22 protein-coding genes are annotated in these 23,735 nt (G+C 70.3%); 13 read left to right on the top strand and 9 right to left on the bottom strand.

The window, feature by feature from the left end; genetic code table 11:
- Positions 1–188 precede the first annotated feature (188 nt).
- Positions 189–347: a hypothetical protein gene (locus AB0M26_RS25235; protein ID WP_365264120.1), complete on the top strand. Its 159-nt coding sequence runs from the start codon at positions 189–191 to the stop codon at positions 345–347.
- A gap of 196 nt (positions 348–543) precedes the next feature.
- On the opposite strand, the gene AB0M26_RS25230 is transcribed toward AB0M26_RS25235, so the two are convergent.
- The 3 genes from AB0M26_RS25230 to AB0M26_RS25220 form a co-directional block, all read right to left on the bottom strand.
- A complete protein-coding gene (locus tag AB0M26_RS25230; RefSeq protein ID WP_365264119.1) occupies positions 544–1,197 on the bottom strand; it encodes a hypothetical protein in 654 nt (217 codons plus the stop codon).
- Between the two features lie 82 nt (positions 1,198–1,279).
- Positions 1,280–2,020, bottom strand: coding sequence for a leucine efflux protein LeuE (gene leuE / locus AB0M26_RS25225; RefSeq protein ID WP_365264118.1), 741 nt, complete (start codon positions 2,018–2,020; stop codon positions 1,280–1,282).
- Positions 2,021–2,081: 61 nt separating this feature from the next.
- Positions 2,082–3,662 (bottom strand): methylmalonyl-CoA mutase family protein, encoded by a 1,581-nt coding sequence (locus tag AB0M26_RS25220; RefSeq protein ID WP_365264117.1) that lies wholly within the window; start codon positions 3,660–3,662, stop codon positions 2,082–2,084.
- Positions 3,663–3,842: 180 nt separating this feature from the next.
- Here AB0M26_RS25220 and AB0M26_RS25215 point away from each other — a divergent pair, with 180 nt between their 5' ends.
- On the top strand, positions 3,843–4,739 hold the full coding sequence (locus AB0M26_RS25215; RefSeq protein WP_365264116.1) for a L,D-transpeptidase family protein: 897 nt from the start codon (positions 3,843–3,845) through the stop codon (positions 4,737–4,739).
- A gap of 729 nt (positions 4,740–5,468) precedes the next feature.
- On the opposite strand, the gene AB0M26_RS25210 is transcribed toward AB0M26_RS25215, so the two are convergent.
- Both AB0M26_RS25210 and AB0M26_RS25205 read right to left on the bottom strand, forming a co-directional pair.
- Positions 5,469–6,653: a hypothetical protein gene (locus AB0M26_RS25210; protein WP_365264115.1), complete on the bottom strand. Its 1,185-nt coding sequence runs from the start codon at positions 6,651–6,653 to the stop codon at positions 5,469–5,471.
- Entirely contained in the window at positions 6,653–7,507 is an 855-nt protein-coding gene (locus AB0M26_RS25205; protein ID WP_365264124.1) for an RNA polymerase sigma factor, read from the bottom strand. Before AB0M26_RS25205 ends, AB0M26_RS25210 begins: the two co-directional genes overlap by 1 nt.
- A 384-nt stretch (positions 7,508–7,891) precedes the next feature.
- On the opposite strand from AB0M26_RS25205, the gene AB0M26_RS25200 reads away from it, so the two are divergent.
- The gene (locus tag AB0M26_RS25200; protein ID WP_365264114.1) at positions 7,892–8,476 is read left to right on the top strand and encodes a GNAT family N-acetyltransferase; all 585 of its coding nucleotides are present in this window, start codon (positions 7,892–7,894) and stop codon (positions 8,474–8,476) included.
- Positions 8,477–8,530: 54 nt separating this feature from the next.
- Here the strand turns inward: AB0M26_RS25200 and AB0M26_RS25195 are convergent, their stop codons facing one another.
- Positions 8,531–10,144 carry a glycoside hydrolase family 20 protein gene (locus AB0M26_RS25195; protein ID WP_365264123.1) on the bottom strand — a complete coding sequence of 538 codons (1,614 nt, stop codon included), beginning with the start codon at positions 10,142–10,144 and terminating at the stop codon, positions 8,531–8,533.
- Positions 10,145–10,358: 214 nt separating this feature from the next.
- Between AB0M26_RS25195 and AB0M26_RS25190 the strand changes: the two genes are divergently transcribed.
- The 9 genes from AB0M26_RS25190 to AB0M26_RS25150 all read left to right on the top strand — a co-directional run bounded on the left by AB0M26_RS25190 (position 10,359) and on the right by AB0M26_RS25150 (position 19,230).
- Positions 10,359–10,940 carry a 2-oxo-4-hydroxy-4-carboxy-5-ureidoimidazoline decarboxylase gene (locus AB0M26_RS25190; protein ID WP_365264113.1) on the top strand — a complete coding sequence of 194 codons (582 nt, stop codon included), beginning with the start codon at positions 10,359–10,361 and terminating at the stop codon, positions 10,938–10,940.
- 215 nt (positions 10,941–11,155) lie between these two features.
- Positions 11,156–11,536 (top strand): succinate dehydrogenase, cytochrome b556 subunit, encoded by a 381-nt coding sequence (gene sdhC / locus AB0M26_RS25185; RefSeq protein ID WP_360854024.1) that lies wholly within the window; start codon positions 11,156–11,158, stop codon positions 11,534–11,536.
- 5 nt (positions 11,537–11,541) lie between these two features.
- On the top strand, positions 11,542–12,027 hold the full coding sequence (locus AB0M26_RS25180; RefSeq protein WP_365264112.1) for a succinate dehydrogenase hydrophobic membrane anchor subunit: 486 nt from the start codon (positions 11,542–11,544) through the stop codon (positions 12,025–12,027).
- A gap of 21 nt (positions 12,028–12,048) precedes the next feature.
- On the top strand, positions 12,049–13,803 hold the full coding sequence (sdhA, locus tag AB0M26_RS25175; protein ID WP_365264110.1) for a succinate dehydrogenase flavoprotein subunit: 1,755 nt from the start codon (positions 12,049–12,051) through the stop codon (positions 13,801–13,803).
- The gene (locus AB0M26_RS25170; protein ID WP_365264109.1) at positions 13,803–14,567 is read left to right on the top strand and encodes a succinate dehydrogenase iron-sulfur subunit; all 765 of its coding nucleotides are present in this window, start codon (positions 13,803–13,805) and stop codon (positions 14,565–14,567) included. Before sdhA ends, AB0M26_RS25170 begins: the two co-directional genes overlap by 1 nt.
- 149 nt (positions 14,568–14,716) lie before the next feature.
- On the top strand, positions 14,717–15,211 hold the full coding sequence (locus tag AB0M26_RS25165) for a (2Fe-2S)-binding protein (protein WP_365264108.1): 495 nt from the start codon (positions 14,717–14,719) through the stop codon (positions 15,209–15,211).
- Positions 15,198–16,196 (top strand): xanthine dehydrogenase family protein subunit M, encoded by a 999-nt coding sequence (locus AB0M26_RS25160; protein ID WP_365264107.1) that lies wholly within the window; start codon positions 15,198–15,200, stop codon positions 16,194–16,196. Before AB0M26_RS25165 ends, AB0M26_RS25160 begins: the two co-directional genes overlap by 14 nt.
- 9 nt (positions 16,197–16,205) lie before the next feature.
- Positions 16,206–18,497 (top strand): xanthine dehydrogenase family protein molybdopterin-binding subunit, encoded by a 2,292-nt coding sequence (locus tag AB0M26_RS25155; RefSeq protein WP_365264105.1) that lies wholly within the window; start codon positions 16,206–16,208, stop codon positions 18,495–18,497.
- Positions 18,498–18,690: 193 nt separating this feature from the next.
- Positions 18,691–19,230 carry an HD domain-containing protein gene (locus tag AB0M26_RS25150; protein WP_365264103.1) on the top strand — a complete coding sequence of 180 codons (540 nt, stop codon included), beginning with the start codon at positions 18,691–18,693 and terminating at the stop codon, positions 19,228–19,230.
- A 196-nt stretch (positions 19,231–19,426) separates the two neighbouring features.
- On the opposite strand, the gene AB0M26_RS25145 is transcribed toward AB0M26_RS25150, so the two are convergent.
- A complete protein-coding gene (locus AB0M26_RS25145) occupies positions 19,427–20,920 on the bottom strand; it encodes a metallophosphoesterase (RefSeq protein WP_365264102.1) in 1,494 nt (497 codons plus the stop codon).
- A gap of 10 nt (positions 20,921–20,930) precedes the next feature.
- Positions 20,931–21,278, bottom strand: coding sequence for a hypothetical protein (locus AB0M26_RS25140; protein WP_365264101.1), 348 nt, complete (start codon positions 21,276–21,278; stop codon positions 20,931–20,933).
- A gap of 110 nt (positions 21,279–21,388) precedes the next feature.
- Between AB0M26_RS25140 and AB0M26_RS25135 the strand changes: the two genes are divergently transcribed.
- A complete protein-coding gene (locus tag AB0M26_RS25135; RefSeq protein WP_365264100.1) occupies positions 21,389–22,678 on the top strand; it encodes a D-alanyl-D-alanine carboxypeptidase in 1,290 nt (429 codons plus the stop codon).
- On the opposite strand, the gene AB0M26_RS25130 is transcribed toward AB0M26_RS25135, so the two are convergent.
- Positions 22,581–23,552: a YihY/virulence factor BrkB family protein gene (locus AB0M26_RS25130; RefSeq protein ID WP_365264098.1), complete on the bottom strand. Its 972-nt coding sequence runs from the start codon at positions 23,550–23,552 to the stop codon at positions 22,581–22,583. The genes AB0M26_RS25135 and AB0M26_RS25130 overlap by 98 nt on opposite strands.
- Positions 23,553–23,735: the final 183 nt, after the last annotated feature.

Raw genomic sequence — 23,735 nt, 5'->3', positions numbered from 1 at the left:
ACTTCACCCGCTCCGGATCACCCGGAACCGGATCCTCCTCCAGATCCAGCACATGCCAATCCGTCGGCCGATTCCCCACCCCGAACAACCCCCGTGATGCAGACCAGAACCCCGTAAGGATACGAATCTAGCTGGCACACGCAGCCATACGAAAGGGCTCAACAAGTTTGCGTGGACGCTTACTTGGGTTGGCCCGTGTACGTCGGCCGCTCACCTACGCCGCCGCTCAGTCCAACAGCAACGTCCGCTCGATGGCCGCGATCACGATCCGCAGGCCCGTCTCGAAGCGTGTGCCCGGGCCCTACCTTCGGCACGACCCGGGCCAGTACCGCGCTGTCAGCGGATGACGGTTTGCACTTCCTGTACCTGGACATCCTGCTCGGCCGAGAGTAGCCGTCCGGGAGGGCACCGGGTTCCGGTGGCCCGTCCGGGCTCCCCGAGGCAGTCCAGGTGACCTTCCACGTGATCTGTGCCTTCAGAGGATACGACCCGGGAAGGTCAAACAGATTCCCCCGACAGCGAGTCCACGCGCTATGCGGGACGTCAGCCGATCTGACACGCCTTTGCCCTCTCTGTGTATCCGTAACGGACGACCTGCCAGTCACCCGACTCGCCCTTCGCCAAGCCGAGTGACCACTTGCTGAAGTCGTCGAGAGACGGGGTGGTCTTCTCCGCCTTGCCCGTTTTGCGGTTCTTGGCATAGCCCTTGCGCTGGTCTTCGCAGTAGGTCACGCCCGCTGTGGTCTTGCCGGTGAGCTTGACGTTCGGACGGTAATAGTGGAACGACCCGGTGATGGTCTTCCCGGCCTTTCCGAAGTCGTCAATCGTGTCGACGAATTGAGCGGCCTGCAGCCCCGTCCAGTACCGCCTGTAGTTGCTCGTTCCGCCATAGCCCTTTGCCTGAGCCTCGAGGACAGCCTTGATCGCGTACGTCGTATCGCGAAGAGCTTCTTTCTCCGTATGATTCCTGCCGGCGAACCCCTCGAGGTTCACCTCGACGTCCGATGGGATGTCGAACCTCGGGGCGTTCTTCCCCGTGGGCTCGGAAGCATTTGCAGCCGGGGACTTGTCAGCGCTCGAACCGGCGCCTTCGATCTTCCCCTTCTTGTCCGACCCGCCTTCTCCGCTGCACGCGGTGAGAAGCAATGTCGCCGCCGCGGTCAGGCCGATGGCAGCATTCACAAACGTGCGGTTCACGGTCTACTCCCCCGTGTGGAACGGATCGTGGGCATCGTTCCCTACGACGCCGATACGGTGCCTGTGCTCCCCGCAGCGTGCCCTACCCCGCGCTGCTCAACGACAGTTTCGCCGCGAACCCCAGGAACAGCGTCCCCGCCAGCGACGTGACGCCCGCCGACAGCCGCTTGCGCCGCCGGAACTGGGCGGCCAGCGCGCTCCCGCCGAATATCAGCGCGGTGAGGTACAGGAAGCTGAACAGCGTGGCGAGACTGCCCAGGAGCAGGAACGACAGCGCCGGGTGGGAGTACCCGGGGTCCACGAACTGCACGAAGAAAGAGACGAAGAACAGGATCGCCTTCGGGTTGAGCAGGCTGATCACCAGCGCGCGACGGTACGGCCGCTCGGCCCCCTCGTCGACCGCCTCTCCCCCGGCCGTCAGGCCGGCCACCGGTACGGCTCCCCCCTCGGCATCCGGCCCCGCGGCACAGGCGGCCATCGGCGTGACGAAGGTCTCACCGCCGCTCCGCTCATGGCGCCGCTCGCGCCACATCCCCCACGCCGAGCGCAGCATGCCGATCGCCATCCACGTCAGATAGCCGGCGCCCGCGTACTTCACGACGCCGTACATCAGTTCATTGGTCTGCAGCAGCGAGGCCACGCCCGCCGCCGAGAGCACCATCAGCACCGCGTCGCCGCAGAACACACCGCATGCGGCCCGATAGCCCGTGCGCACACCGCGTCGCGCCGCGGCCGAGATCACGTACAGCGAGTTCGGCCCCGGCAGCAGGATGATGAGTACGAGTCCGGCCAGATACGTCGGAAGGTCAGTCACGCCCAGCATGGACGGGAGTCTTGCACGCGCCTCTGACACCGCGCGCAGCCGTCCACATGCCAGAAAGCCCTCAGAATGCGTCAGTCGGGACGTATGCGCCCCAGACGTCCCGCAGCGCGTTGCACACCTCGCCCAGCGTGGCCCGCGCGGCGAGCGCGTCCTTCATCGGGTACAGGACGTTGTCCGTGCCCTCCGCCGCCTTCTTCAACTCGCGGAGCGCCGCGTCCACGGTCCCCTGGTCGCGTTCTGCGCGCAGTGCGGCCAGCCGTTCGGCCTGCCGGTTCTCGATCGCCGGGTCGACGCGCAGCGGCTCGTACGGCTCCTCCTCGTCCTGCCGGAAGCGATTGACCCCGACCACGACGCGCTCGCCCGCGTCCGTTTCCAACGCGATCCGGTACGCGCTGCGCTCGATCTCCCCCTTCTGGAAGCCCTGTTCGATCGCCCGTACCGCGCCGCCCAGATCCTCGACGCGGTCCATGAGGGCCAGGGCCGCGTCCTCGACCTCGTCCGTCAGCCGCTCGACCGCGTACGACCCCGCGAACGGGTCGACGGTGGCGGTCACATCGGTTTCGTGGGCCAGCACCTGCTGCGTGCGCAGCGCCAGCCGCGCCGATTTGTCCGTGGGGAGCGCGATGGCCTCGTCGAAGGCGTTGGTGTGCAGGGACTGCGTGCCGCCGAGCACCGCCGCGAGGCCCTGCACCGCGACCCGCACCAGGTTCACCTCCGGCTGCTGTGCGGTCAGCTGCACCCCCGCCGTCTGGGTGTGAAAGCGCAGCATCATCGACTTGGGGTTCCTCGCGCCGAACTCCTCCCGCATCACCCGCGCCCAGATCCGCCGGGCCGCACGGAACTTGGCGACCTCCTCCAGGAGCGTCGACCGGGAGACGAAGAAGAACGAAAGCCGTGGCGCGAAGTCGTCCACGTCCATTCCGGCCGCCACCGCCGTACGGACGTATTCGATGCCGTCGGCGAGCGTGAAGGCGATCTCCTGTGCGGGCGTGGCGCCCGCCTCAGCCATGTGGTAGCCGGAGATCGAGATGGTGTTCCACCTCGGGATCTCGGCCTTGCAGTAGCGGAAGATGTCGGCGGTCAGCCGGAGTGAGGGCTCGGGCGGGAAGATGTACGTGCCGCGGGCGATGTACTCCTTGAGCACGTCGTTCTGGATGGTGCCGGTGAGCTGTGCCCCGGGGACGCCCTGTTCCTCGGCCACGAGCTGGTACAGGAGCAGCAGCACCGCCGCGGGCGCGTTGATCGTCATCGAGGTCGAGACCTCGCCGAGCGGGATCCCGTCGAACAGCGCCCGCATGTCGTCGACCGAGTCGATGGCCACACCGACCTTCCCGACCTCGCCGTGCGCGAGGGGCGCGTCCGAGTCGTGGCCCATCTGGGTGGGAAGGTCGAAGGCGACGGACAGGCCGGTGGTGCCGTGGGCGATCAGGTCGCGGTAGCGGGCGTTGGACTCGGCGGCGGTGCCGAAGCCGGCGTACTGGCGCATGGTCCACGGGCGGGTGGTGTACATCGTCGGGTACACCCCGCGCGTGAAGGGATACTCACCGGGCTCGCCCAGCTGCTCGGCGGGATCCCAGCCGGGCGGAGCGTCGGGGCCGTACACGGGCTCGACGGGGAATCCGGACTGCGACTCTCGCGCCATCTGCTCTGCCTCCGTGCTCTTCAGGGCCCCCGCGATCTCTGTGCGTTCCTGCGGCCCCCGGCGGCATCCCGCTTCACGCCCGCTCCCTCTCAGCATGTACCCGTGGTTCGTCCCCCGGCAGCACAGGGAACACATGAATGGGGAAAGATCCGGAAAACGGGGGCCGGAGGGGGGCGGATCATGCGCATGGGAGCGGTCGTACGCCGGGCCCTTGCGGCCTCGGCCGTCACCGCACTGGCCGCAGGACTGACCTCGGGCTGCCGGTACGAACCGCCGCGGGGCACCGGCCCCGCGCGCACCGCTCCCGGCGCCGGCCACGCCGACTCCAGGCCCGCCCGGGCGGCCCTGCACGCGAAGTCCGCGAACCCCGGGGCATCGGCGCAACCGGGTAAAGGCGCCCGTCCCGCGAAGCCGGCCGCCGGGCCCGCCGCCCCCGCACCGGTCCGCCCGCTGCTGATGGCCTCCGGCAGCCGGAGCGGTCAGGTCAGGGAGCTGCAGGCCCGGCTGCGCGAGCTGGGGCTGTTCGACCGGAATCCCACGGGCTTCTACGGCTCCGTCACGACCGCCTCCGTGACGTCCTTCCAGGCGCGGCGCGGGCTCGCCCGTACCGGTGCGGTCGACATCGCCACCTGGTCGGCGCTGCGGTCCGTGACGGCGCCGCCGTCCCGTACGGCGCTCTTCCCGACGACGAGCAAGCCGCTGGGCCGTCCGGATCCGCGCTGCCTCACCGGGCGCGTGCTGTGCATCAGCAAGAGCAGCGACACCCTGGCGTGGATGATCGACGGCAGGGTCGTCTCGGCGATGGACGTGCGCTTCGGCTCGCAGTACACACCCACCCGCGAAGGCAGCTTCACCGTCTACTTCAAGAGCCGCGACCATGTCTCGACGATCTACAAGACCGCAATGCCGTATGCGCTCTTCTTCAGCGGCGGCCAGGCGGTGCACTACTCCGCCGACTTCGCTGCGCGCGGATACAGAGGCGCCTCGCACGGCTGCGTCAATGTGCGGGACAAGGCCGGGATCGCTGCGCTCTTCGACCGGACGCGTACGGGCGACAAGGTCGTCATCTACCGCTAGCAGGACGGGAGTTGCGCCGAGGAGATGCCGGGCGGAGGACACCCCCACGGCAAGAATCCGGCCGCCGGGGCGACGCGGCACGGTGCTCGTGCGGGGAGCGTAGGGGGAGAAAGGGCGCGGGCAGGGCCGGGGGAACGTGCCCCGCCCGCGCCATATGCGTGGAGCCGCAGGTACGGGGGGAACCCCGGCTCACACACCGCCGATGACCAGTCGGCTCACTAGTTACTGCGCCGGGGGGCTGAAAAGTGTCACACCCTGGTTGAAGAATGGACTGCGCGGTGGTTGACGCGTTAACGAGCCGCCGCCGGAGCGGACGGCACCCGTAGCTACGCGGCGGATCGCTGGGCGGGTCCGCGGGCTCAGCGGTTCCGGGAGACTCAGTGCGCGCCGGAGCTCACAGGCCACCGCCCCCGGGGCTCAGCGACCACAGGCGCCGGGCCCGGACGCCACCACTCCCGGGACTCAGAGGCTCCAAGCGCCGGGACCCAGACGCCACGCATGCACATCGCAGTCCCGCGAACGCGGCGCACTGGCCCACAACCCACGTGGATGCCGCACGGATCACGGATCACGGATCACGGATCACGGATCAGGGATCAGGGATTACGGATCAGGGATTACGGATCACCGTTCACGTACAGGGCCCGAAGCCCCACGCCACGGGCACGGCCAAAGACTCGGGCACGGCCACATACTCGGGTACGCGCCCCGGAGTCCTCGCGCCCCGGCTCACACGCTGATGTACGCCCCCGTGGACAGGTGCAGCGAACCGGGCTTCGGACCGGAGAGTGCGGCTACGGCGAACCCGCCGGACGCGCCGGACGAAGGCTCGGTCGCGGGGCCGAGGGCCGACGGCTGCTTGTCGCCGTTTTCGGGTACGCCGATGTCTCCTCCGCCATCGTCTCCGCCGTCCGTTTTCTTGCCCTCGTCGCCCTGGTCGGTGCCGTCGCCGTGGTCGTTGCCACCGCCGTTGTTGCCGTCCCCGCCGCCGGAAGCGTCGCGGTAGTCACCGTTCAGCAGGCGCTCGCAGGAGCGGTCCAGGTTCTCGGCGCTTCCCGCGGCCTGCTCCAGGCGGCGCTCCGTACGCTCGTCGAGGGTGCCCGCCTGGTGCTTGCGGCACAGCAGCAGAGCGACCTTCAGCTTCTCGCCCTCGAGGTCGCCCTTGCCTTCGGGCAGCAGCCAGGCGTCGTCCTGCGACCTGCCATTGCCGTCGCCGGGGGTGCTGGGCCGGCTGTTGTCCCGCCGTCCGTCGCCCCGTCCGTCCCCGGAGTCCGTGCCGTCACCGGACGGGCTGGTGCCGGAAGGCCGGTCCGAGGGGGTCTGGGTGGAGCCTTGCTCACCGGACGGGGTGGAGAGGGCTTCGCCGGTCGCTCCCGCGGACACACTCTCGGCGGGGAGCCGTTCGCCGTCTCCTCCGCCGAACGGGGCGGGCAGTGCGCCCGATCCCGCCGCGACAGCGACGCCTCCGAGCACACACCCCGCCATGGCCACGGCCACGCCCGCCCGCAGCGAGCGGCCCATGCGGGCGGGCCACTGAGGTCTCGCGAGGCGAATGATCTGGGTGGTGTCCGCGGCGTGGGCTCCCCTGCGGGAATGCCTCACGGTCCCGAGGCTGCCGACTTTGTCGCGCGTAGAACCGGAATGCGCCGCACCGTTCCGTGCTTCGACGGCCTTGCGGAATGCGGCGGTCGCCGCGGCCTCGCCGGGCATCTCGCCGACAGCCGTCCGGTGTGCGGCTCCCGGGGCGCCCAGGGCGCCCGCCTCGAGGAGCACATCGGCCAGCGCCTCGGCGAGGCGCTCCGCCTGCGCGCGGGAGAACGCGTCGTGCGGTCCGACGGCGGCATCGGCCGGCTCGCCACGGAGCAACCGCTCCGCAGCGTCCTGGTCCAGCCACTTGTACCGATCGTCGGCCATCACATGTCCTTCTGCGTTCGCGCACCGGAATCCGTCACACCGGCGGACGTGACCTGCCCCTGGTGCCACTCCCGTTGGGGCGGCACTCCGTCGAGTCCGCCCGAGCCCTCGGAGGGGTCGGCGCGGGGTCCGTGGTCCGGATTCGAAACGGAATCCGAAGCCGGACCGGAAGCTGCTTCAGAAGGACAGCCATGAGCTGCGGGAGGCGCTACGCCTGGAGCGGAAGGAGCCGGACGGGAAACATAAGCGGAACGGTATGCGGAGTCCCCGGCCGACTCCGGGAGTTGGTCACCCTCCTTGGGCTCTTCCGTCCCGATCAGCTCCGCGAGCCGCCGCAGTCCGCGGTGTGCGGCCGTACGGACCGCGCCCGGCCGTTTGCCGAGCACCTCCGCGGCGCTCTTCGCGTCGAGCCCCACCACGACCCGGAGCACCACGGCCTCGGCCTGGTCCTGGGGCAGCTTGGAGATGAGGCGGAGCGTACGGCCGGTGCCGATCGACTCCATCGCCTCGCGCGCCGTGTCCGCATCGGCCGCTTTGTCGGCAAGTTCGGTTTCGTCGCCGCCGATCGAGGGCCGACGGCCGCGCATGCGAATGTGATCCAGCGCACGGTTGCGGGCTATGCGCGCGGCCCAGCCCCGGAACCGGTCCGCGTCACCGCTGAACCGCCCGAGGTCCCGGGCTATCTGCAGCCACGCCTCGGACGCGACGTCCTCCGCGTCCGGTTCGCTGACCAGCGTCCGCACATAGCCGAGTAGCCGCGGGTGCACCGCTCTGTACACAGTCCGGAACGCGGTCTCGTTCCCGTCCTGTGCCGCGTGAACCGCGGTAGTCAGCTCCGCGTCGTCCCCCAGCACGCCCTCATCCTGCTTCACTCGCCCTGCATGGCCGCGGGCGCCGATCGCGATGCCGGTCATCCACGTCGCATGGCAACCAGAAGTTGACGACTGAAGTAAACCATGGACCCACATCATCGCCGCCCGGCGCGACCCAGCACGCTAGGGCCTCGAGCCGGTGCGCGTCCACGTCTCGGCCGGTGTGACAGAAACCGAGCCTCGTACGCAGAGGAGAGTACGGGCCCCCTTCCGGGCCCTCACCGACGACGGCCGGGGTCTCTCCTGTGGGGGGTGGCGACCCCGGCCGTCTCGTGTGAACTCCCCGGAAATTCCGCCCCGTTCACCTCCCCACGCCCCCGCGGAAACGCGTCGCGACCAGGCACGTGAGCCCCGTACGGTGGCACCGTGCAGCGACCTGTGGAGACCGGGCGGCTACGGCTGCGCCCCCTCACCGGAGCCGACGCGGAGTTGCTCGTCACACTCGACAGCGACCCGGGCGTCATGCGCTTCCTCGGCGACGGCAGGCCGCCGCCGCACGAACGGATCAGCGGCGAGATCCTGCCCTCCCTGATCCGCCGCGCCGAACTCTTCCCCGGTTTCGGCCACTGGATCGCCACCGAGAAGCCATCCGGCGCCTTCGTCGGCTGGTTCGAGTTCCGCCCGGAGGAGCACGGCGATCCCGCCGAGGCCGAGCTCGGCTACCGGCTGCGCACCGCCACATGGGGCCGGGGCTACGCCACGGAGGGCTCGCGTGCGCTGATCCGCGCGGGTTTCACGGAACTCGGCGTGCGGCGGGTGTACGCGACGACGATGGCCGTCAATCTCGCCTCCCGCCGCGTCCTGGAGAAGTCGGGCCTCCGGTACGTACGAACCGTCCACAAGGAATGGCCGGATTTCGTCGATGGCGCCGAGCACGGCGAAGTGGAATACGCCTTGCTGCGCGCGGAATGGCATGAGGGCCGGGCCACGAGTCCCGACCCCGAAGCCTGACATACCACCGCGTATCACCTGGAAGCGGACCAACCGCTTCGCCGTCGCGCCGCATCAGGGCGTGAAGCCGGCCTCCGGCCCGAGCTTGTTCGCGAGATCGGCGAACGCGGGCCAGCTCAGTGGCGGACGCCCCGCGTCCCACAGCTTCTGGGCCGTGGCCGCCAGCGGCAGCCGGATGCCCTTGGCGACCTGGTCCTGGGTCTGGGCGTCCGCGATGTCGGACCAGACCGCGAAGCGGCCGCCCGGTACCTTCCCCGGCAAGGTCGAGGAGGCGGACAAGGCGTGCGTACCGCGCAGCACTGCCGGCGTCCACTCCTTGTAGATGCGCTCGCCGGTCGGATAGGTGAACTGGTTCGGCTCCCCGAGCACGTAGTACAGGTACTCGTCGTTGAGGTTCACCACCGTGCGCCCCTCGGCCAGATACTCCGACGGCTGCCGCTCGCCCACTTCCTTGCCGGTCCAGTACTCGACCTCGATCCCCTTGTCGGGGTGGACGACCCCGCCGCCGAAGAATCCGTCGTTCCACGCCTTTGGCCGCTTGCCCTGCCCGCGGACGAATGCCGCCCGGTCGTTGAGCCATGCGGTCGCCAGGTCCTGGACCCTCGCCCCGGACCCGTACTTCGCGCGTGCCGCGGCGGCCAGTTGCGGATAGGTCGCCTCGGGGTCCGAGGCCATGAGGGCCAGGTACTCGTCGGCGCCGATGTGCATGTACCGGCCGGGAAAGACGGCGGCGTACTCCCGCAGCAGGTCGTCGACGATCCGCGACGCCTGCGGGTCCGTGATGTCCACCGCGCCGCGTGCGGGGGTGCCCGAAACACTCTTGAGCTGGAGCGAGGGGTGCGCGGCGATCACCGCGCCCAGGTGGCCCGGGGAGTCGATCTCGGGGATGACGGTGACATGCAGCCGCTCCGCCAGATCGAGGATCCGGCGCAGCTCCGCCTTGGTGATGTGCTGCTCCGACACGACCTCGGGGTGCGAGGTGCTCTCGATCCGGAAGCCCTGGTCGTCTGAGAAGTGGAGCCCGAGCTGGTTGAGCTTGAGGTCGGCCATCTGGCGCAGCCGGGCCTCGATCCAGTCCGGTGTGTAGTGCTTGCGGGCGATGTCGAGCTGGAAGCCGCGCTGCGGACGGTCGGGGCTGTCGTCGATGACGCCCTCGGGGACCCTCCCGCCGGAGCGGAGCGACTGCAGGAGCGTGCGGGTGCCGTAGAAAACGCCCGCGTCGGCACTGCCGGTGATGGTGACCCGGTCGTCCCCGGAGCTGAGCCGGTATCCCTCCGCGCCTCCACGCTGTCCGGTGCGGACGGCCAGCTCCACGTCACCCGTCCTGGCGGGAGGCTCCGCGTACTCGGCCTTGAGTTCGGCGGCGAGCATGCGGGCCTCGTCGGCGAGCGGTCCGTTGGGGTCGGCGACGACGCGGGTCTTGTCCGAGGGCTTCCAGCCGGGGCCGGTGCCCGGGTCGAAGTTCCGGACGGAGGGGATGGTGCGCGGCGCGGAGGACGGGGTTCCCTGGGGTTCCCTGCTCGCCGGGGCGCTGCTCGGCGAGCGGTCGTCGTCGCTCGGCCGTTCGCCCCCGCCGCCGGAGCAGCCGCCGAGCAGTGCGGCGGCTGCGACGATCGCGACCCACGTGGCCGACCGTGCCCGACGGCCGCCCGTCCTCGACTCGTGCATCATCTGCCCAAAACCTCCTATTTAAGGACGAAGGTACGGGTTCTCGCTCAAGATTTCGTCCATCACGCGCGCGCATTAGTCCCCGTCCGGGTGAAAAACAGGTCATCCATCGGACGGTGCCCGAGATCCCCCGATACGGTTACGACTCAGTCGTACCTCCAGTCCCACCTGCATCCCAGGACTGGTCCGCGCGCAGGGAATCCCAGAGGAGCCCATGCTGACCAGCGACTTCCCAGCAGGCCGCGCAGGCCGGGAGCCCACCACCCCGGCGGCCCGGCGGGCCCGGCGTCCGGTGCCGGCGCAGAGTCGCGGCAGCGGCCCCGCCGTCACCGCCCCGCTTTCCCGGCTCGAGCGTTTCAACACCGCGACTCCGGACGCCGCCGAAGCGGCACTGCTCGCCTGCTGCGGCAGCCGGAGGTGGGCCCACCGCCTCGTCACCCACCGCCCCTATCCCGATGTCGACGCACTCCTCGCCGCCGCCGACGAGGCGAGCTACGACCTGGCGCCCGCCGATCTGGCCGAGGCCCTCGCCGGAGAATCGGTTTCCCACGCACTCCCCGCCCCCGCCCCCTCCGCCGCGCTCACCGCACTGCGCGCGGCACAGCACGCGTACGAGCACCGCTTCGGGCATGTCTTCGTGGTCTGCCTGGACGCGCTGCGCCAGGACGAACTCCTCGACCACGTGCTCGCCGCGATCCGCACCCGGCTCGCCCACGAGATCGACGAGGAGCGCGCGGTCACGGCCGACGAATTGCGCCGCATTGCGCACGGCCGGCTCGCCCGCCTTATGGCGTGAAGCCCGGAAACAGGGGCTTTCCACCGGCCTGGTAGGCATTGAGTGCCTGTTTGATCACACCTGCAGGCCCCCGGGGCGAGGGAGCCGACAGCGCGTCGCTACGATGGCCAGGGCCGGTGGAAGGTACCCGGCCGGGCCCGACCGACAGTGCAGTACCCCACTGGTAGATGCTGACGGCCAGCCCCACCCAATCCCCGCTTCCGGAGGGTTTTTCCGTGCCGGCTGGAACGCTGTACCGCGGCCGGGAAGGCATGTGGTCGTGGGTGGCTCACCGAGTCACCGGTGTCCTCATCTTCTTCTTCCTGTTCGTTCATGTCCTCGACACCGCTCTTGTCCGCGTCTCGCCCGAGGCGTACGACGACACCATCGCGCTGTACAAGACGCCGCTGGTCGCGCTGATGGAATACGGCCTGGTGGCCGCGATCCTCTTCCACGCGCTGAACGGTCTGCGCGTCGTCGCCGTGGACTTCTGGTCCAAGGGCGCGCGCTACCAGAAGCAGATGCTGTGGACCGTCATGGGCATCTGGATCGTGCTGATGGCCGGGGCCGTGTACCCCATCCTCAACCACGCCGCGCGTGAGCTGTTCGGGAGCTGAGAGACATGGCATCCACTGAGACCTCCTCGACGGACTCCGTCGAGCTGACCGGCTCCAGCTCCGCGTACGGCCCGGACAACCCGGCCCCGCTCATCGAAGCGCCGCGCGCCCGTACCGCGAAGACCCCGAAGGCGTCCCGGACGAACTTCGAGATGTACGGCTGGCTGTTCATGCGGCTGTCCGGCATCGTGCTGGTCGTCCTGGTGATCGGCCACCTGCTGATCCAGCTGGTACTGGACGGCGGCGTGAGCAAGATCGGCTTCGCGTTCGTCGCCGGCCGCTGGGCCTCCCCGTTCTGGCAGATCTGGGATCTGCTGATGCTGTGGCTGGCCATGCTGCACGGCGCGAACGGCCTGCGGACGGTCATCAACGACTACGCCGAGCGGGACAACACGCGCTTCTGGCTGAAGATGCTGCTCTACACCGCCACGGTGTTCACCGTCCTCCTGGGCACGCTGGTGATCTTCACCTTCGACCCGAACATCCGCTAGAGCCGGGGCTGACCCACGATCATGAAGATTCACAAGTACGACACCGTCATCGTCGGCGCGGGCGGCGCCGGCATGCGCGCGGCCATCGAGGCCACCCAGCGCAGCCGCACCGCCGTTCTGACGAAGCTGTACCCCACCCGCTCCCACACCGGTGCCGCCCAGGGCGGCATGGCCGCGGCCCTCGCGAACGTCGAGGAGGACAACTGGGAGTGGCACACCTTCGACACGATCAAGGGCGGCGACTACCTGGTCGACCAGGACGCCGCCGAGATCCTGGCGAAGGAGGCCATCGACGCGGTCCTCGACCTCGAGAAGATGGGCCTGCCGTTCAACCGCACCCCGGGCGGCACGATCGACCAGCGCCGCTTCGGCGGCCACTCGCGCAACCACGGTGAGGCACCGGTCCGGCGGTCCTGCTACGCCGCGGACCGCACCGGCCACATGATCCTCCAGACGCTGTATCAGAACTGCGTCAAGCAGGGCGTGGAGTTCTTCAACGAGTTCTACGTCCTCGACCAGCTCATCACCGAAGTCGACGGCGTCAAGAAGTCGGCCGGCGTCGTCGCCTACGAGCTGGCCACGGGCGAGATCCACGTCTTCCAGGCGAAGGCCGTGATCTACGCCTCCGGCGGCTGCGGCAAGTTCTTCAAGGTGACCTCCAACGCGCACACCCTCACCGGTGACGGCCAGGCGGCGGTCTACCGGCGCGGACTGCCGCTGGAGGACATGGAGTTCTTCCAGTTCCACCCGACCGGCATCTGGCGCATGGGCATCCTCCTCACCGAGGGTGCGCGCGGCGAGGGCGGCATCCTCCGCAACAAGGACGGCGAGCGCTTCATGGAGAAGTACGCGCCCGTCATGAAGGACCTCGCCTCGCGTGACGTCGTCTCCCGCTCTATCTACACCGAGATCCGCGAGGGCCGCGGCTGCGGCCCCGAGGGCGACCACGTCTTCCTGGACCTCACCCACCTGCCGCCGGAGCAGCTCGATGCCAAGCTGCCGGACATCACCGAGTTCGCGCGGACCTACCTCGGCATCGAGCCGTACACGGACCCGATCCCGATCCAGCCGACCGCCCACTACGCGATGGGCGGCATCCCGACCAACGTCGAGGGCGAGGTGCTGGCCGACAACGCGACGGTCGTCCCCGGCCTGTACGCGGCGGGCGAGGTCGCCTGTGTCTCGGTGCACGGCGCCAACCGCCTGGGCACCAACTCGCTGCTCGACATCAACGTCTTCGGGCGCCGCGCCGGCATCGCCGCCGCCGCGTACGCCGAGAAGGCCGACTACGTCGAGTTGCCCGAGACCCCGGCCCAGCTCGTCATCGACCAGGTCGAGCGGCTGCGCACCTCCACGGGCACGGAGCGGGTCACCGAGCTGCGCAAGGCCCTGCAGGAGACGATGGACGCCAACGTGATGGTGTTCCGTACGGAGCAGACCATCAAGACGGCGGTCGAGAAGATCGGCGAGCTGCGCGAGCGGTACAAGAACGTCGCCATCCAGGACAAGGGCAAGCGGTTCAACACCGACCTGCTCGAGGCCATCGAGCTGGGCAACCTGCTCGACCTGGCGGAGGTCATGGCGGTCTCCGCCCTGGCCCGCAAGGAGTCGCGCGGCGGTCACTACCGCGAGGACTACCCGAACCGCGACGACGTCAACTTCATGCGCCACACCATGGCGTACCGCGAGGTGGGCGACGACGGCACGGAGTCCATCCGCCTCGACTACAAGCCGGTCGTCCAGACCCGCTACCAGCCGATGGAGCGTAAGTACTGATGAGCACCCCGACGCTCGACAAGGACAAGGTCGAGGCAGAGGCGACGGCGTCGCCGTACATCACGGTCACCTTCCGGGTCCGCCGGTTCAACCCGGAGGTCTCGGCAGAGGCCACCTGGGAGGACTTCCAGGTCGAGATCGATCCGAAGGAGCGCGTGCTCGACGGGCTCCACAAGATCAAGTGGGACCAGGACGGCTCACTGACCTTCCGGCGTTCCTGCGCGCACGGCATCTGCGGCTCCGACGCGATGCGCATCAACGGCCGCAACCGGCTTGCCTGCAAGACGCTGGTCAAGGACATAAACCCGGAGAAGCCCATCACGGTCGAGCCCATCAAGGGCCTGACGGTCCTCAAGGACCTGGTCGTGGACATGGAGCCGTTCTTCCAGGCGTACCGGGACGTCATGCCGTTCCTCGTGACGACCGGGAACGAGCCGACGCGGGAGCGTCTGCAGTCCGCCGAGGACCGCGAGCGCTTCGACGACACAACCAAGTGCATTCTGTGCGCCGCGTGCACCAGCTCGTGCCCGGTGTTCTGGAACGACGGCCAGTACTTCGGCCCGGCGGCGATCGTCAACGCCCACCGCTTCATCTTCGACTCGCGTGACGAGGCCGGGGAGCAGCGGCTGGAGATCCTCAACGACCGGGACGGCGTCTGGCGCTGCCGCACCACCTTCAACTGCACGGACGCCTGCCCGCGCGGTATCGAGGTGACCAAGGCGATCCAGGAGGTGAAGCGGGCGCTGATCACGCGCCGCTTCTGACGGCCTTCGCCGCGCGCACACCCGTGGGGCCCCGCTTTCCGAGAGGACGGAGAGCGGGGCCCTTCTCATGCCAGGTACGGGCCGCCCCGCATCCCCCAATGCCGTAGGCCGAGTCGCGGGGGCCGGGCTGGGCGACGAGAGTGGTGCCCATGAATGCTCCCCCGCAGGTCGCCGTCACCCTACGGGTCAACGGCACCGAGCACCGGCTGGAGCTCGACGCCCGGGTCACCCTGCTCGACGCCCTGCGCGACCGGCTCGGCCTGACCGGCACCAAGAAGGGCTGCGATCAGGGCGCGTGCGGTGCCTGCACCGTCATGGTCGACGGCAAGCGCGTGGTGTCCTGCCTGACGCTGGCGGCAAGTTGCGAGGACCGCGAGGTGACGACGGTCGAGGGGCTGGCCGAGGACGGCACCCTGAGCGCGATGCAGGAGGCCTTCGTCCGCCATGACGCCTTCCAGTGCGGCTTCTGCACCCCTGGGCAGGTCGTGTCGGCGGTCTGTCTGCTCCGGGAGGGCCGCGCGGGGTCGGACGAGGACATCCGCGAGTACATGAGCGGCAACATCTGCCGCTGCGGCGCGTACCCGAACATCGTCGCGGCGATCCGCGACGTGGCCGGAGCCGGTGGCGGCGATGCGCGCGTTTGAGTACGTGAGGGCGACGGACACCGGTACGGCCGTGGCGACCGTGGCCGGCGATCCGGAGGCCGCGTATCTGGCCGGCGGGACGACACAGCTCGACCTGATGAAGGACGGGGTGCTCGGTCCCGGACGGCTGGTCGACATCACACGGCTGCCGCTCGGTGGGATCACCCGCGACGGGGACACCCTGCACGTCGGCGCGCTGACCACCATGGAGGAACTCGCCGCGTTCCCGGCCGTTGGCAAACGGCTGCCGCTGGTACGGGAGGCCCTGCTGCGGGGCGCGTCCACGCAGCTGCGGAACCTGGCCACGATCGGGGGGAACCTTCTGCAGCGCCCGCGCTGCCGCTACTTCCGCGACCCGGCCGAGCCCGCCTGCAACAAGCGGCGGCCCGGCACCGGCTGTGCGGCGCTCACCGGACCGGCCCGCATGCACGCCATCCTCGGCGTCAGCGAGCACTGCATCGCGGTCCACGCCTCCGATCTGGCCGTGCCCCTCGTCGCGCTCGACGCCGTCGTCCGTATCCAGGGCGCCGAGGGTGAGCGGAGCGTGCCGCTGACCGAGTTCCACCGCGAGCCGGGAGACACCCCGGACGTCGAACACGTCCTGGCCCGCGGCGAGTTGATCACCGCTGTGGACATCCCGCTCCTGCCGAAGGCGGTCCGCTCGGGCTATCTCAAGGTCCGCGACCGGATGAGCTACGAGTTCGCGCTCGCCTCGGCGGCCGCCGCGCTCCACCTGGACCACGGCACCATCCGCGAGGCCCGGCTGGCGCTGGGCGGCGTGGCCTCCATGCCCTGGCGGGCCCGCGCCGCCGAGGATGTCCTGCGCGGCGCCCCCGCGACGACGGAGACCTTCCGGGCCGCGGCGCTGACGGTGGTCGAGGGTGCCCGGCCGGTGCCCGGCACGGCGTTCAAGGTGGAGCTCGCGCAGCGCACCGTGGTGCGGATCCTGGAGGACCTTGCGGGCATCGGGCCCGGAGCGGAGTGAGGTGGCGCCATGACGACCATGGAGGCTCCCAAGAAGCAGGAGGTCGGGGCTGTCGGCCTGGGAGTGGACCGGGTGGACGGCCCGCTGAAGGTCACCGGCGCGGCCCCGTACCCGTCCGACATCGGCTTCCCCCACCTGGCGCACGCGGTGCTCGTGCGGACCACGGTGGCCGCCGGGCGGATCAGCGTGGTCGACACCTCCGAGGCCGAGGCGGCACCCGGTGTGCTGGCCGTGATCACCCACCTCAACGCGCCCCGGCTGGCCCGCGGCGCCCGCACCATCCTGGGCCCCGAGCCCCCTCCCCCGCTGCAGGACGACCGGGTGCTGCACTACGGGCAGTACGCGGCGGTCGTCGTCGCCGAAACCTTCGAGCAGGCCACAGCCGCGGCCCGGCTGGTGCACCTCTCCTACGATCCCGGCGATCCGCTGCTGGACCCGGAGGACCCGCGGGTCGTGCCGAAGAGCAACCCGTTTCTGCTGGACATGAAGCGGGGCAGCGTCACCGACGGCCTGGAGCAGGCCGAGGTCCGGCTCAAGGCCACCTACGTCACCGCGGAGAACACCAACAACCCGCTGGGGGCCTTCGCGACCGTCGCGGCCTGGGACGGCGACCGGCTCACCGTCCACGACGCGACCCAGTGGCCGTACAACGTGCGCAACTGCCTGGCCGCCGCGTTCAGGATCTCCAAGGACCAGGTGCGGGTCCTTGCGCCCTATGTGGGCGGCGGGTTCGGTGCCGGGCTGCGCACCTGGCCGCATGTGATCCTCGCCGCGCTGGCCGCCCGCAGGGTGCGCCGCCCGGTGAAGCTGGTGCTCACCCGCCCCCAGATGTTCACCGGCGTCGGGCACCGGCCGTCCACGGTGCAGCACGTCAAGCTGGGGGCGCTGCGCAACGGGAGGCTGACGGCGATCGACCACGAGGCCGTGTCGACCGCGGCGATGGAGGACTCCAACATGGAGTCCGTCACCATGGGCACCGCGGCCGCCTACGCCTGCCCCAACATGGCCACCCGCGACAAGCAGATCAAGCTCAACATTCCCTCCCCCGGCTCGATGCGCGCCCCCGGCGAGGCACAGGGCAACTTCGCCCTCGAATCAGCCCTGGACGAGCTCGCGTACGAGCTGGACATGGACCCGCTGGACCTGCGGATGCGCAACTACGCCGACTTCCAGCCGCAGACCGGCCTCGCCTGGTCGAGCAAGGCGCTGCGCGAGTGCTACCAGGCGGGGGCGGAGCGCTTCGGCTGGCGGGCGCGCGACCCCCGGCCGGGCTCGATGCGGGACGGGCATGTGCTCATCGGGTACGGCATGGCCGGCGTTTCCTACCCCCACTACCAGTCCAAGTGCGCGGCGCGGGCGACGATCGCGCGGGACGGTACGGCATACGTGCGCAGCGCGGCGACCGACATCGGCACCGGCACGTACACGGTGATGGCCCAGCTCTCCGCCGAGCTGCTGGGCCTGACCATGGATCAGGTCCGCTTCCAGCTCGGTGACAGCGACATGCCGCAGGCACCGCAGGCCGGCGGGTCCGGTCTGACGGCGGCCCTGGGCACGGCGGTGCACGACGCGTGCGGACGGCTGGTGAGCGCGTTCCTCGATCTGGCGAGGAAGGACGACGAGTCGCCGCTGCGCGGCTGCCGGCTGGAGGACGTGGTGGTGGCGGGCGGGCGGATCCTGCGGGCCTCCGACCCGTCCCGGGGCGAGGCGTACACGGACATCCTCGCCCGGCACGGCCTGTCCGAGCTGACCAGCGACGGCAACTCGGCCTTCCCGAAGGCCGACATCGGGCAGCTCGTCGGGTCGCTGGCGGTCTCACGGCTGGGCAGACTGGGCAGCTTCGCGGTCAAGGCGACGCGGGCGACGGTTCCTGCGGGCGCGTTCGGCGCGAAGTTCGTGGAGGTCCGTGTGGACCGGGACTTGGGGCACGTGCGGGTCACGCGCGTGGTGTCGGCGATCGACGGCGGGCGCATCCTGAACGCGAAGACGGCCCGCAGCCAGATCATCGGCGGAACGGTCGGCGGCATCGGCCAGGCGCTGTTCGAGGACACCCTCACCGACATGGGGACCGGCCGCATCGCCAACGCGACCTTCGGGGACTATCTGGTCCCGGTCAACGCCGACGTCCCCGAGATGGACGTACTGTTCGTGGGCGGACCGGACCCGGCCACGCCGGTCGGAACGAAGGGCATCGGGGAGATCGGTCTGGTGGGGGTGGGAGCCGCCGTCGCCAACGCCGTCCATCACGCGACGGGACGCAGGATCCGGCGGCTGCCGATCACTCTCGACCAACTGCTCTGAATCCCCGTGCGCGGTCCGGGGCGGGACGCGCGGACGATATCTGCTGCGACCTGTGAGAGTCGCTGGGACCCCGACCCAGGAGGAACTGATGGGGATCTTGAAATCCGGTGGTGGCGGACCGGAACCTTAATAAAGATTTAAGGTCAAGTCACGACAGGGGCGATACGCCGGGTAAGGCCGTAGGCTCCGCCTTATGCACTACGAGCAGGGGACCCGCCGCACGCTCACGCTCGCCGAGACCGACGCTCTCGCCGCCGCGGCGCACGCCGGGCAGACGGACAAGATCGGGGTGCCGTACATCGAGCACGTACGGGCCGTGGCCCACGGCCTCGCGCCCGCCGGGGACCAGCTGGCCCAGGCCGGGCTGCTCCACGACGTCGTCGAGGACACCGACTGGACCCTCGCCGGGCTGCTGGCGGCGGGGGTTCCGGCGGAGGTGGTCACGCTGGTCGACACGGTGACGAAGAAGCCGGGTATGACGTACAGGAACATGATCCGCACCGTCGCGGCCGACGAGGACGCGTCCTTGCTGAAGATCGCGGACAATGCGCACAACTCCCGTCCGGACCGGCTCGCGGCCCTCCCGGAGGACCAGCGTGCCCGGCTGATCGCGAAGTACGAGGACGCGCGGACGGTGCTGTGGCCGGTCGTGGAACCGGAGCTGCTTCGGACGGTGGTCCGCAGGATCAATCCCGCCCTGCTGGAGGGGGTGCCCGCACAGCGCCACGCCTGAGCCGGCCGGTGCCCGGAGCGGAGGCAGGTGCGGGCGGGGACATGCGCGGGTGCGGATGCGGTGCGGCGGCTGCGGGGACGGCCGGTGCGGGCGTCGCCTCTGCGGTTGCCGGCGGCGTCTTCCGGGTCGGCCCCCCAGTCGCGCTCCGGCTCCGGTTTACGGCTCCGGTTACGGCTCCGGCGCCTCCGGTTCCGGCTCAAGCCTGTTTCGAGGCGAGCGTGACGACGGTGATGTCGGACTCCGCGCCCACCCGAACCGGTGGGCCCCACGCCCCCGCCCCCCGCGTGACGTAGAGCTGCGTGTCCCCGTAGCGCTCCAGCCCCGCCACGGTCGGATTGGCAAGCTCCGCAAGGTAGTTGCCCGGCCAGAGCTGGCCGCCGTGGGTGTGCCCGGAGAGCTGGAGGTCCACGCCGTGGCGCACGGCGTCGTGGATGACGACGGGCTGGTGGGCGAGGAGGACGGACGCCCGGCGCGGATCGCGGTCGCCGAGCGCCTTCTCGAAGTCCGGTCCCTGGCCGGGGGCCTGGTCCGCGGCGGACACGTCGTTGACCCCGGCGAGGTCGAAGCCCGGCAGTTCCTCGTGCGCGTTCTCCAGTGGATGGACGCCGAGTTCGCGGACGTGGTCGACCCACTCGGCAGCGCCGGAGAAGTACTCGTGGTTGCCCGTGACGAAGTACGAGCCGTGGCGGGCCCGGAGGTCCGCCAGTGGCTCCGCGGCCGGGCCGAGATCCGCGACGCTGCCGTCGACGAGGTCGCCCACGATGGCGATCAGATCGGGCTGGGTGCGGTTGATCGTCTCCACGATGCGCCGGCTGTGCGCACGTCCCAGGACCGGGCCGAGGTGGATGTCGCTGACGACGGCGATGCGGAAGCCGTGAGCGCTGCGGGGCAGCTTGGCGAGCGGCACCGGCACATGCTTGACCGCGGGCCCGTTCAGCACGTCGTACGCGCCGTGGGCGACGGTCCCCGCGGCCACGGCGGTCGCGGCCGCGGCCACGCCGCGTGCGACGAACAGCCGGCGGCTGACGGCCCGCGGCTCCCGGGGGCTCGCGGGGTTCCGCTCACCGGGCTCGTCCGCCGGGTGCGGAGGTGTCCCGGCGCGCACCTTGCCCGCCACCGACCCGGCCCCCGCGGCCGAGCCCGCCGAGGCGGGCGGCAGCTCTCCCCGGAGGTCCGGTGCGGCCGGGGGCGCCGATGCGGCGGGAGGGGCCGCGGAAGGCGCCGAGGCCGTTGCGGACGCCGCGCCGCCTCCTCCCACGGGCGCGGGCGGCGCCGGGGACGACGGACCCGTACGCGTACGGGAGACAGCCGACGCACCGTCAGGACCCCCTGCGAGTCCGGCAGACGCCGTCCCGCGCGGGCCCGTGTCCCGGGCCGCGAGGAGACGGTTCAGCAGCGGGCGCACGGTCTCGCCCACGAGCAGAGCCAGCGTCAGATACAGGACCAGCGCCAGCCAGAGGTAACCGGGCCAGGCGAGAACCCGCTCCAGCGCGAAGGGCACACCGGCGCGGCCCCCGATGAGCGCACTCAGGGTGGTCAGGGGAAGAACCACGGCAGCGACCGCGCCCGCCCGGCGCGCCCGGCCACCCGGCACGGTCGTGTCCCGTACGAGCCTGCGCCACAGGTACCAGTGCACAACGCCCAGCAAGCCCAGGATCACCAGCAGGACGAGGAGGAACACCACCACCATCCCCGCTCCCCTATCCCGCCGCCCCGGAGGCCGGCGTGTCCGCGGGACCCGTACCGGCAGCGCCCGCCGTGTTCGTTGCGGCAGCGCCTCCGGAATCCGGACCGACAGCGTCCGCACCGCCGGTGCGCCGCAGCGCCAACAGCCCCCGCAACCCGATCACTCCAACGGCCGTCCCCAGGAGAAAGGACGTCACGGCTAGCACAAGATGCACCCAGAAGTACGCAGTCGGTTCACCCGCATCGTCGAACGCGAGCCCGCTGGCGTCGCTCCAGAGGTTTTTGACGAAAGTAATCCAGATGAGCCAGCTCCACACCCCGAAGGCGAGGAGGAAACATGACACGGGGCGGGAAAACTTCATACGCTCCAGTATCACCGCCCGTTGCGAGCAGCGGCCGCGGGGGTGCCCAGGGGCGCCGGATGCGGACCGCGGTGTCTCGTAGCCACGGAGCGCCCTGTACGTTCACCGGCGTGCCCGCATCCCTCACCGCCTCCGGCCATCCCCCCTCCCGTCCGCCGCGCCGCCGCCTGGCGATCGCCGTCGCCGCGGCGGCGCTGCTCCCGGCCCTGACGGCCGCACCGGCCCACGCGCTCCTCAGAGCGCCGCATGACGGGAAGGAGAAGCAGCCCGGACCGCCCGCCAAGATGTCGTCGATCGGCGGCAAGCGCCTCTCCCGCCCGGGGACACAGGTGCAGCTCGGGCCCGGCGCTCCGAAGCTGCCGAAGAAGCTCTCCGGACGCTCGTGGGTGGTGGCGGACGCCGAGTCGGGCGACATCCTGGCCGCGCACAACGCGCACTGGCGGCTCCCGCCCGCCAGCACGCTGAAGATGCTCTTCGCGGACACGGTGCTGCCCGAGCTGCCCAAGAACCAGAAACACAAGGTCCTCCTGTCCGACCTGGAGGGCATGGGCGAGGGCAGCAGCCAGGTCGGCGTCAAGGAGAACTACACCTACTCGGTCCACGACCTGTGGCTCGGCGTATTCCTTCGCTCTGGCAACGATGCTGTGCATGTGCTGTCCGCGATGAACGGCGGCAAGGAGAAGACCGTCCAAGACATGCAGGCCCACGCCCAGGAGCTGAACGCCCTGGACACCCACGTCGTGACACCGGACGGATACGACGAAAAGGGCCAGGTCAGCAGCGCATACGATTTGACGCTCTTCGCGCGCTCCGGGCTACAGAAATCCGACTTCCGGGAGTACTGCTCGACCGCGACCGCGAGCTTCCCGGGCGGGATGAAGAAGGACAAGAAGACGAAGAAGAAGCGCGAATCCTTTGCGATCCAGAACACCAACCGGCTGCTGACGGGCGACTTCGGCCTGGAGCCCTACGAGGGGATCGCCGGCGTCAAGAACGGCTACACCTCGCACGCCGGGTCCACCTTCACCGGCGTCGCACAGCGCGGCGACCGGGTCCTGCTGGTGACGGTCATGAACCCGTCGGACGGGGAGCACAACGAGGTCTACAAGGAGACCGCGCGCCTCTTCGACTGGGGCTTCGAGGCAGCGGGCAAGGTCGAGCCGATCGGCAAGCTCGTCCCGCCGCAGGGCGCGGCCAAACAGGTCGCCGGGGCCAAGGGCGAGGCTCGCAGGGACCGTACGCGCGCCTCGGTCGCCTCCTCGCAGGAGCGGGAGTCACGCGGTATGTGGATGGCACTGGGCGTCACCGGAGCGGCTCTGGTGGCTCTGGCGGGAGCGGTGCTGCTGGTGCACCGCCGCTGGCCGCTGCCGGAGCTGGTCCGCCGCCGTCCTCGGGGCTGACCGGCCCCCCAACGGCCGCCCCGGAGCTGTTGTGCTGCGTCGCCGTCCAGGCGGCGCAGTACAACAGCAACTTGGCCATGAAGTTGATCCACAGCAGGAGCGCGACGGGCACGCCGAACGCGCCGTACATGCTCTTGGTCGCCACACTCTGCAGATAGCCGCTCAGCAGCGCCTTGAGCAGTTCGAAGCCGACCGCCCCCATGAGGCCCGCCACCAGGACCGAGCGGAGGACGGGGCGCACCTGGGGCAGGCGGGTCAGCAGATAGGCGAGCATAAGGAAGTCGGCGATCACGGAGATGGCAAGGCTCGCGATGACGAGCAGGACCGTCCCGATACCGCCCTCGGCGAGCCCGATCCGGTCCGCGACCCATCCGACGGCGCTGGACGCCAACACCGAACCGCCCGCCGCCACGAGCCCGACCGCGCCGAGACCGACCAGCACGACGGCGTCCTTGGCCTTCAGAACAAAGGGATTGCCCGGGTCCTCCTCCTTCAGCCACACGGCGCGCAGGCACTCGCGCAGGGAGCCGACCCAGCCGACACCGGTGACGAGCAGCAGCGCACCGGCGATGAGCCCGACGGTCGTGGCGTTGGCGACGAGGGAGTCGAGGTCGAGCCGGTCCGAGATGCCGGGCACCTGCTGGGCGAGCTTGGCCTTGAGCGCGTCCAGCTGCTTCTGGCTGAGCAGCGCAGCACTGATGGCGGCACCGACGGTGATCAGCGGGAACAGGGCGATGAAGCTGATGAAGGTGATGGCCGCGGCGAGACGCGTCCAGTGCACGGTGTCGAGGCGCTCGTACGCCCGCCAGGCGTGGGTGCGCATCAGCCGTACGACGACGGGCCCGATCACGGGGAGCTTGGTGAGCCACTCCATGGGGTGACGCGTACCCAGGTCGGGCGCCGGCGTGCCCCGGGGACCCGCAATCACCCCATCCGGCGATCACGGCGGGGCAGCGGCAGAAGGGAGGTGGTGCGAGGGTGCGATGGTGCGGGGGCTGGCGGATGCGGAACGTCAGGGACGCAGGAAGTGCCGGGGGCTTGGCGCAAGCGGGACGTC

The sequence above is a fragment of the Streptomyces sp. NPDC051776 genome (assembly GCF_040681345.1).
Taxonomy (GTDB): Bacteria; Actinomycetota; Actinomycetes; order Streptomycetales; family Streptomycetaceae; genus Streptomyces.
This window is presented reverse-complemented; position numbering and strand designations above follow the sequence as displayed.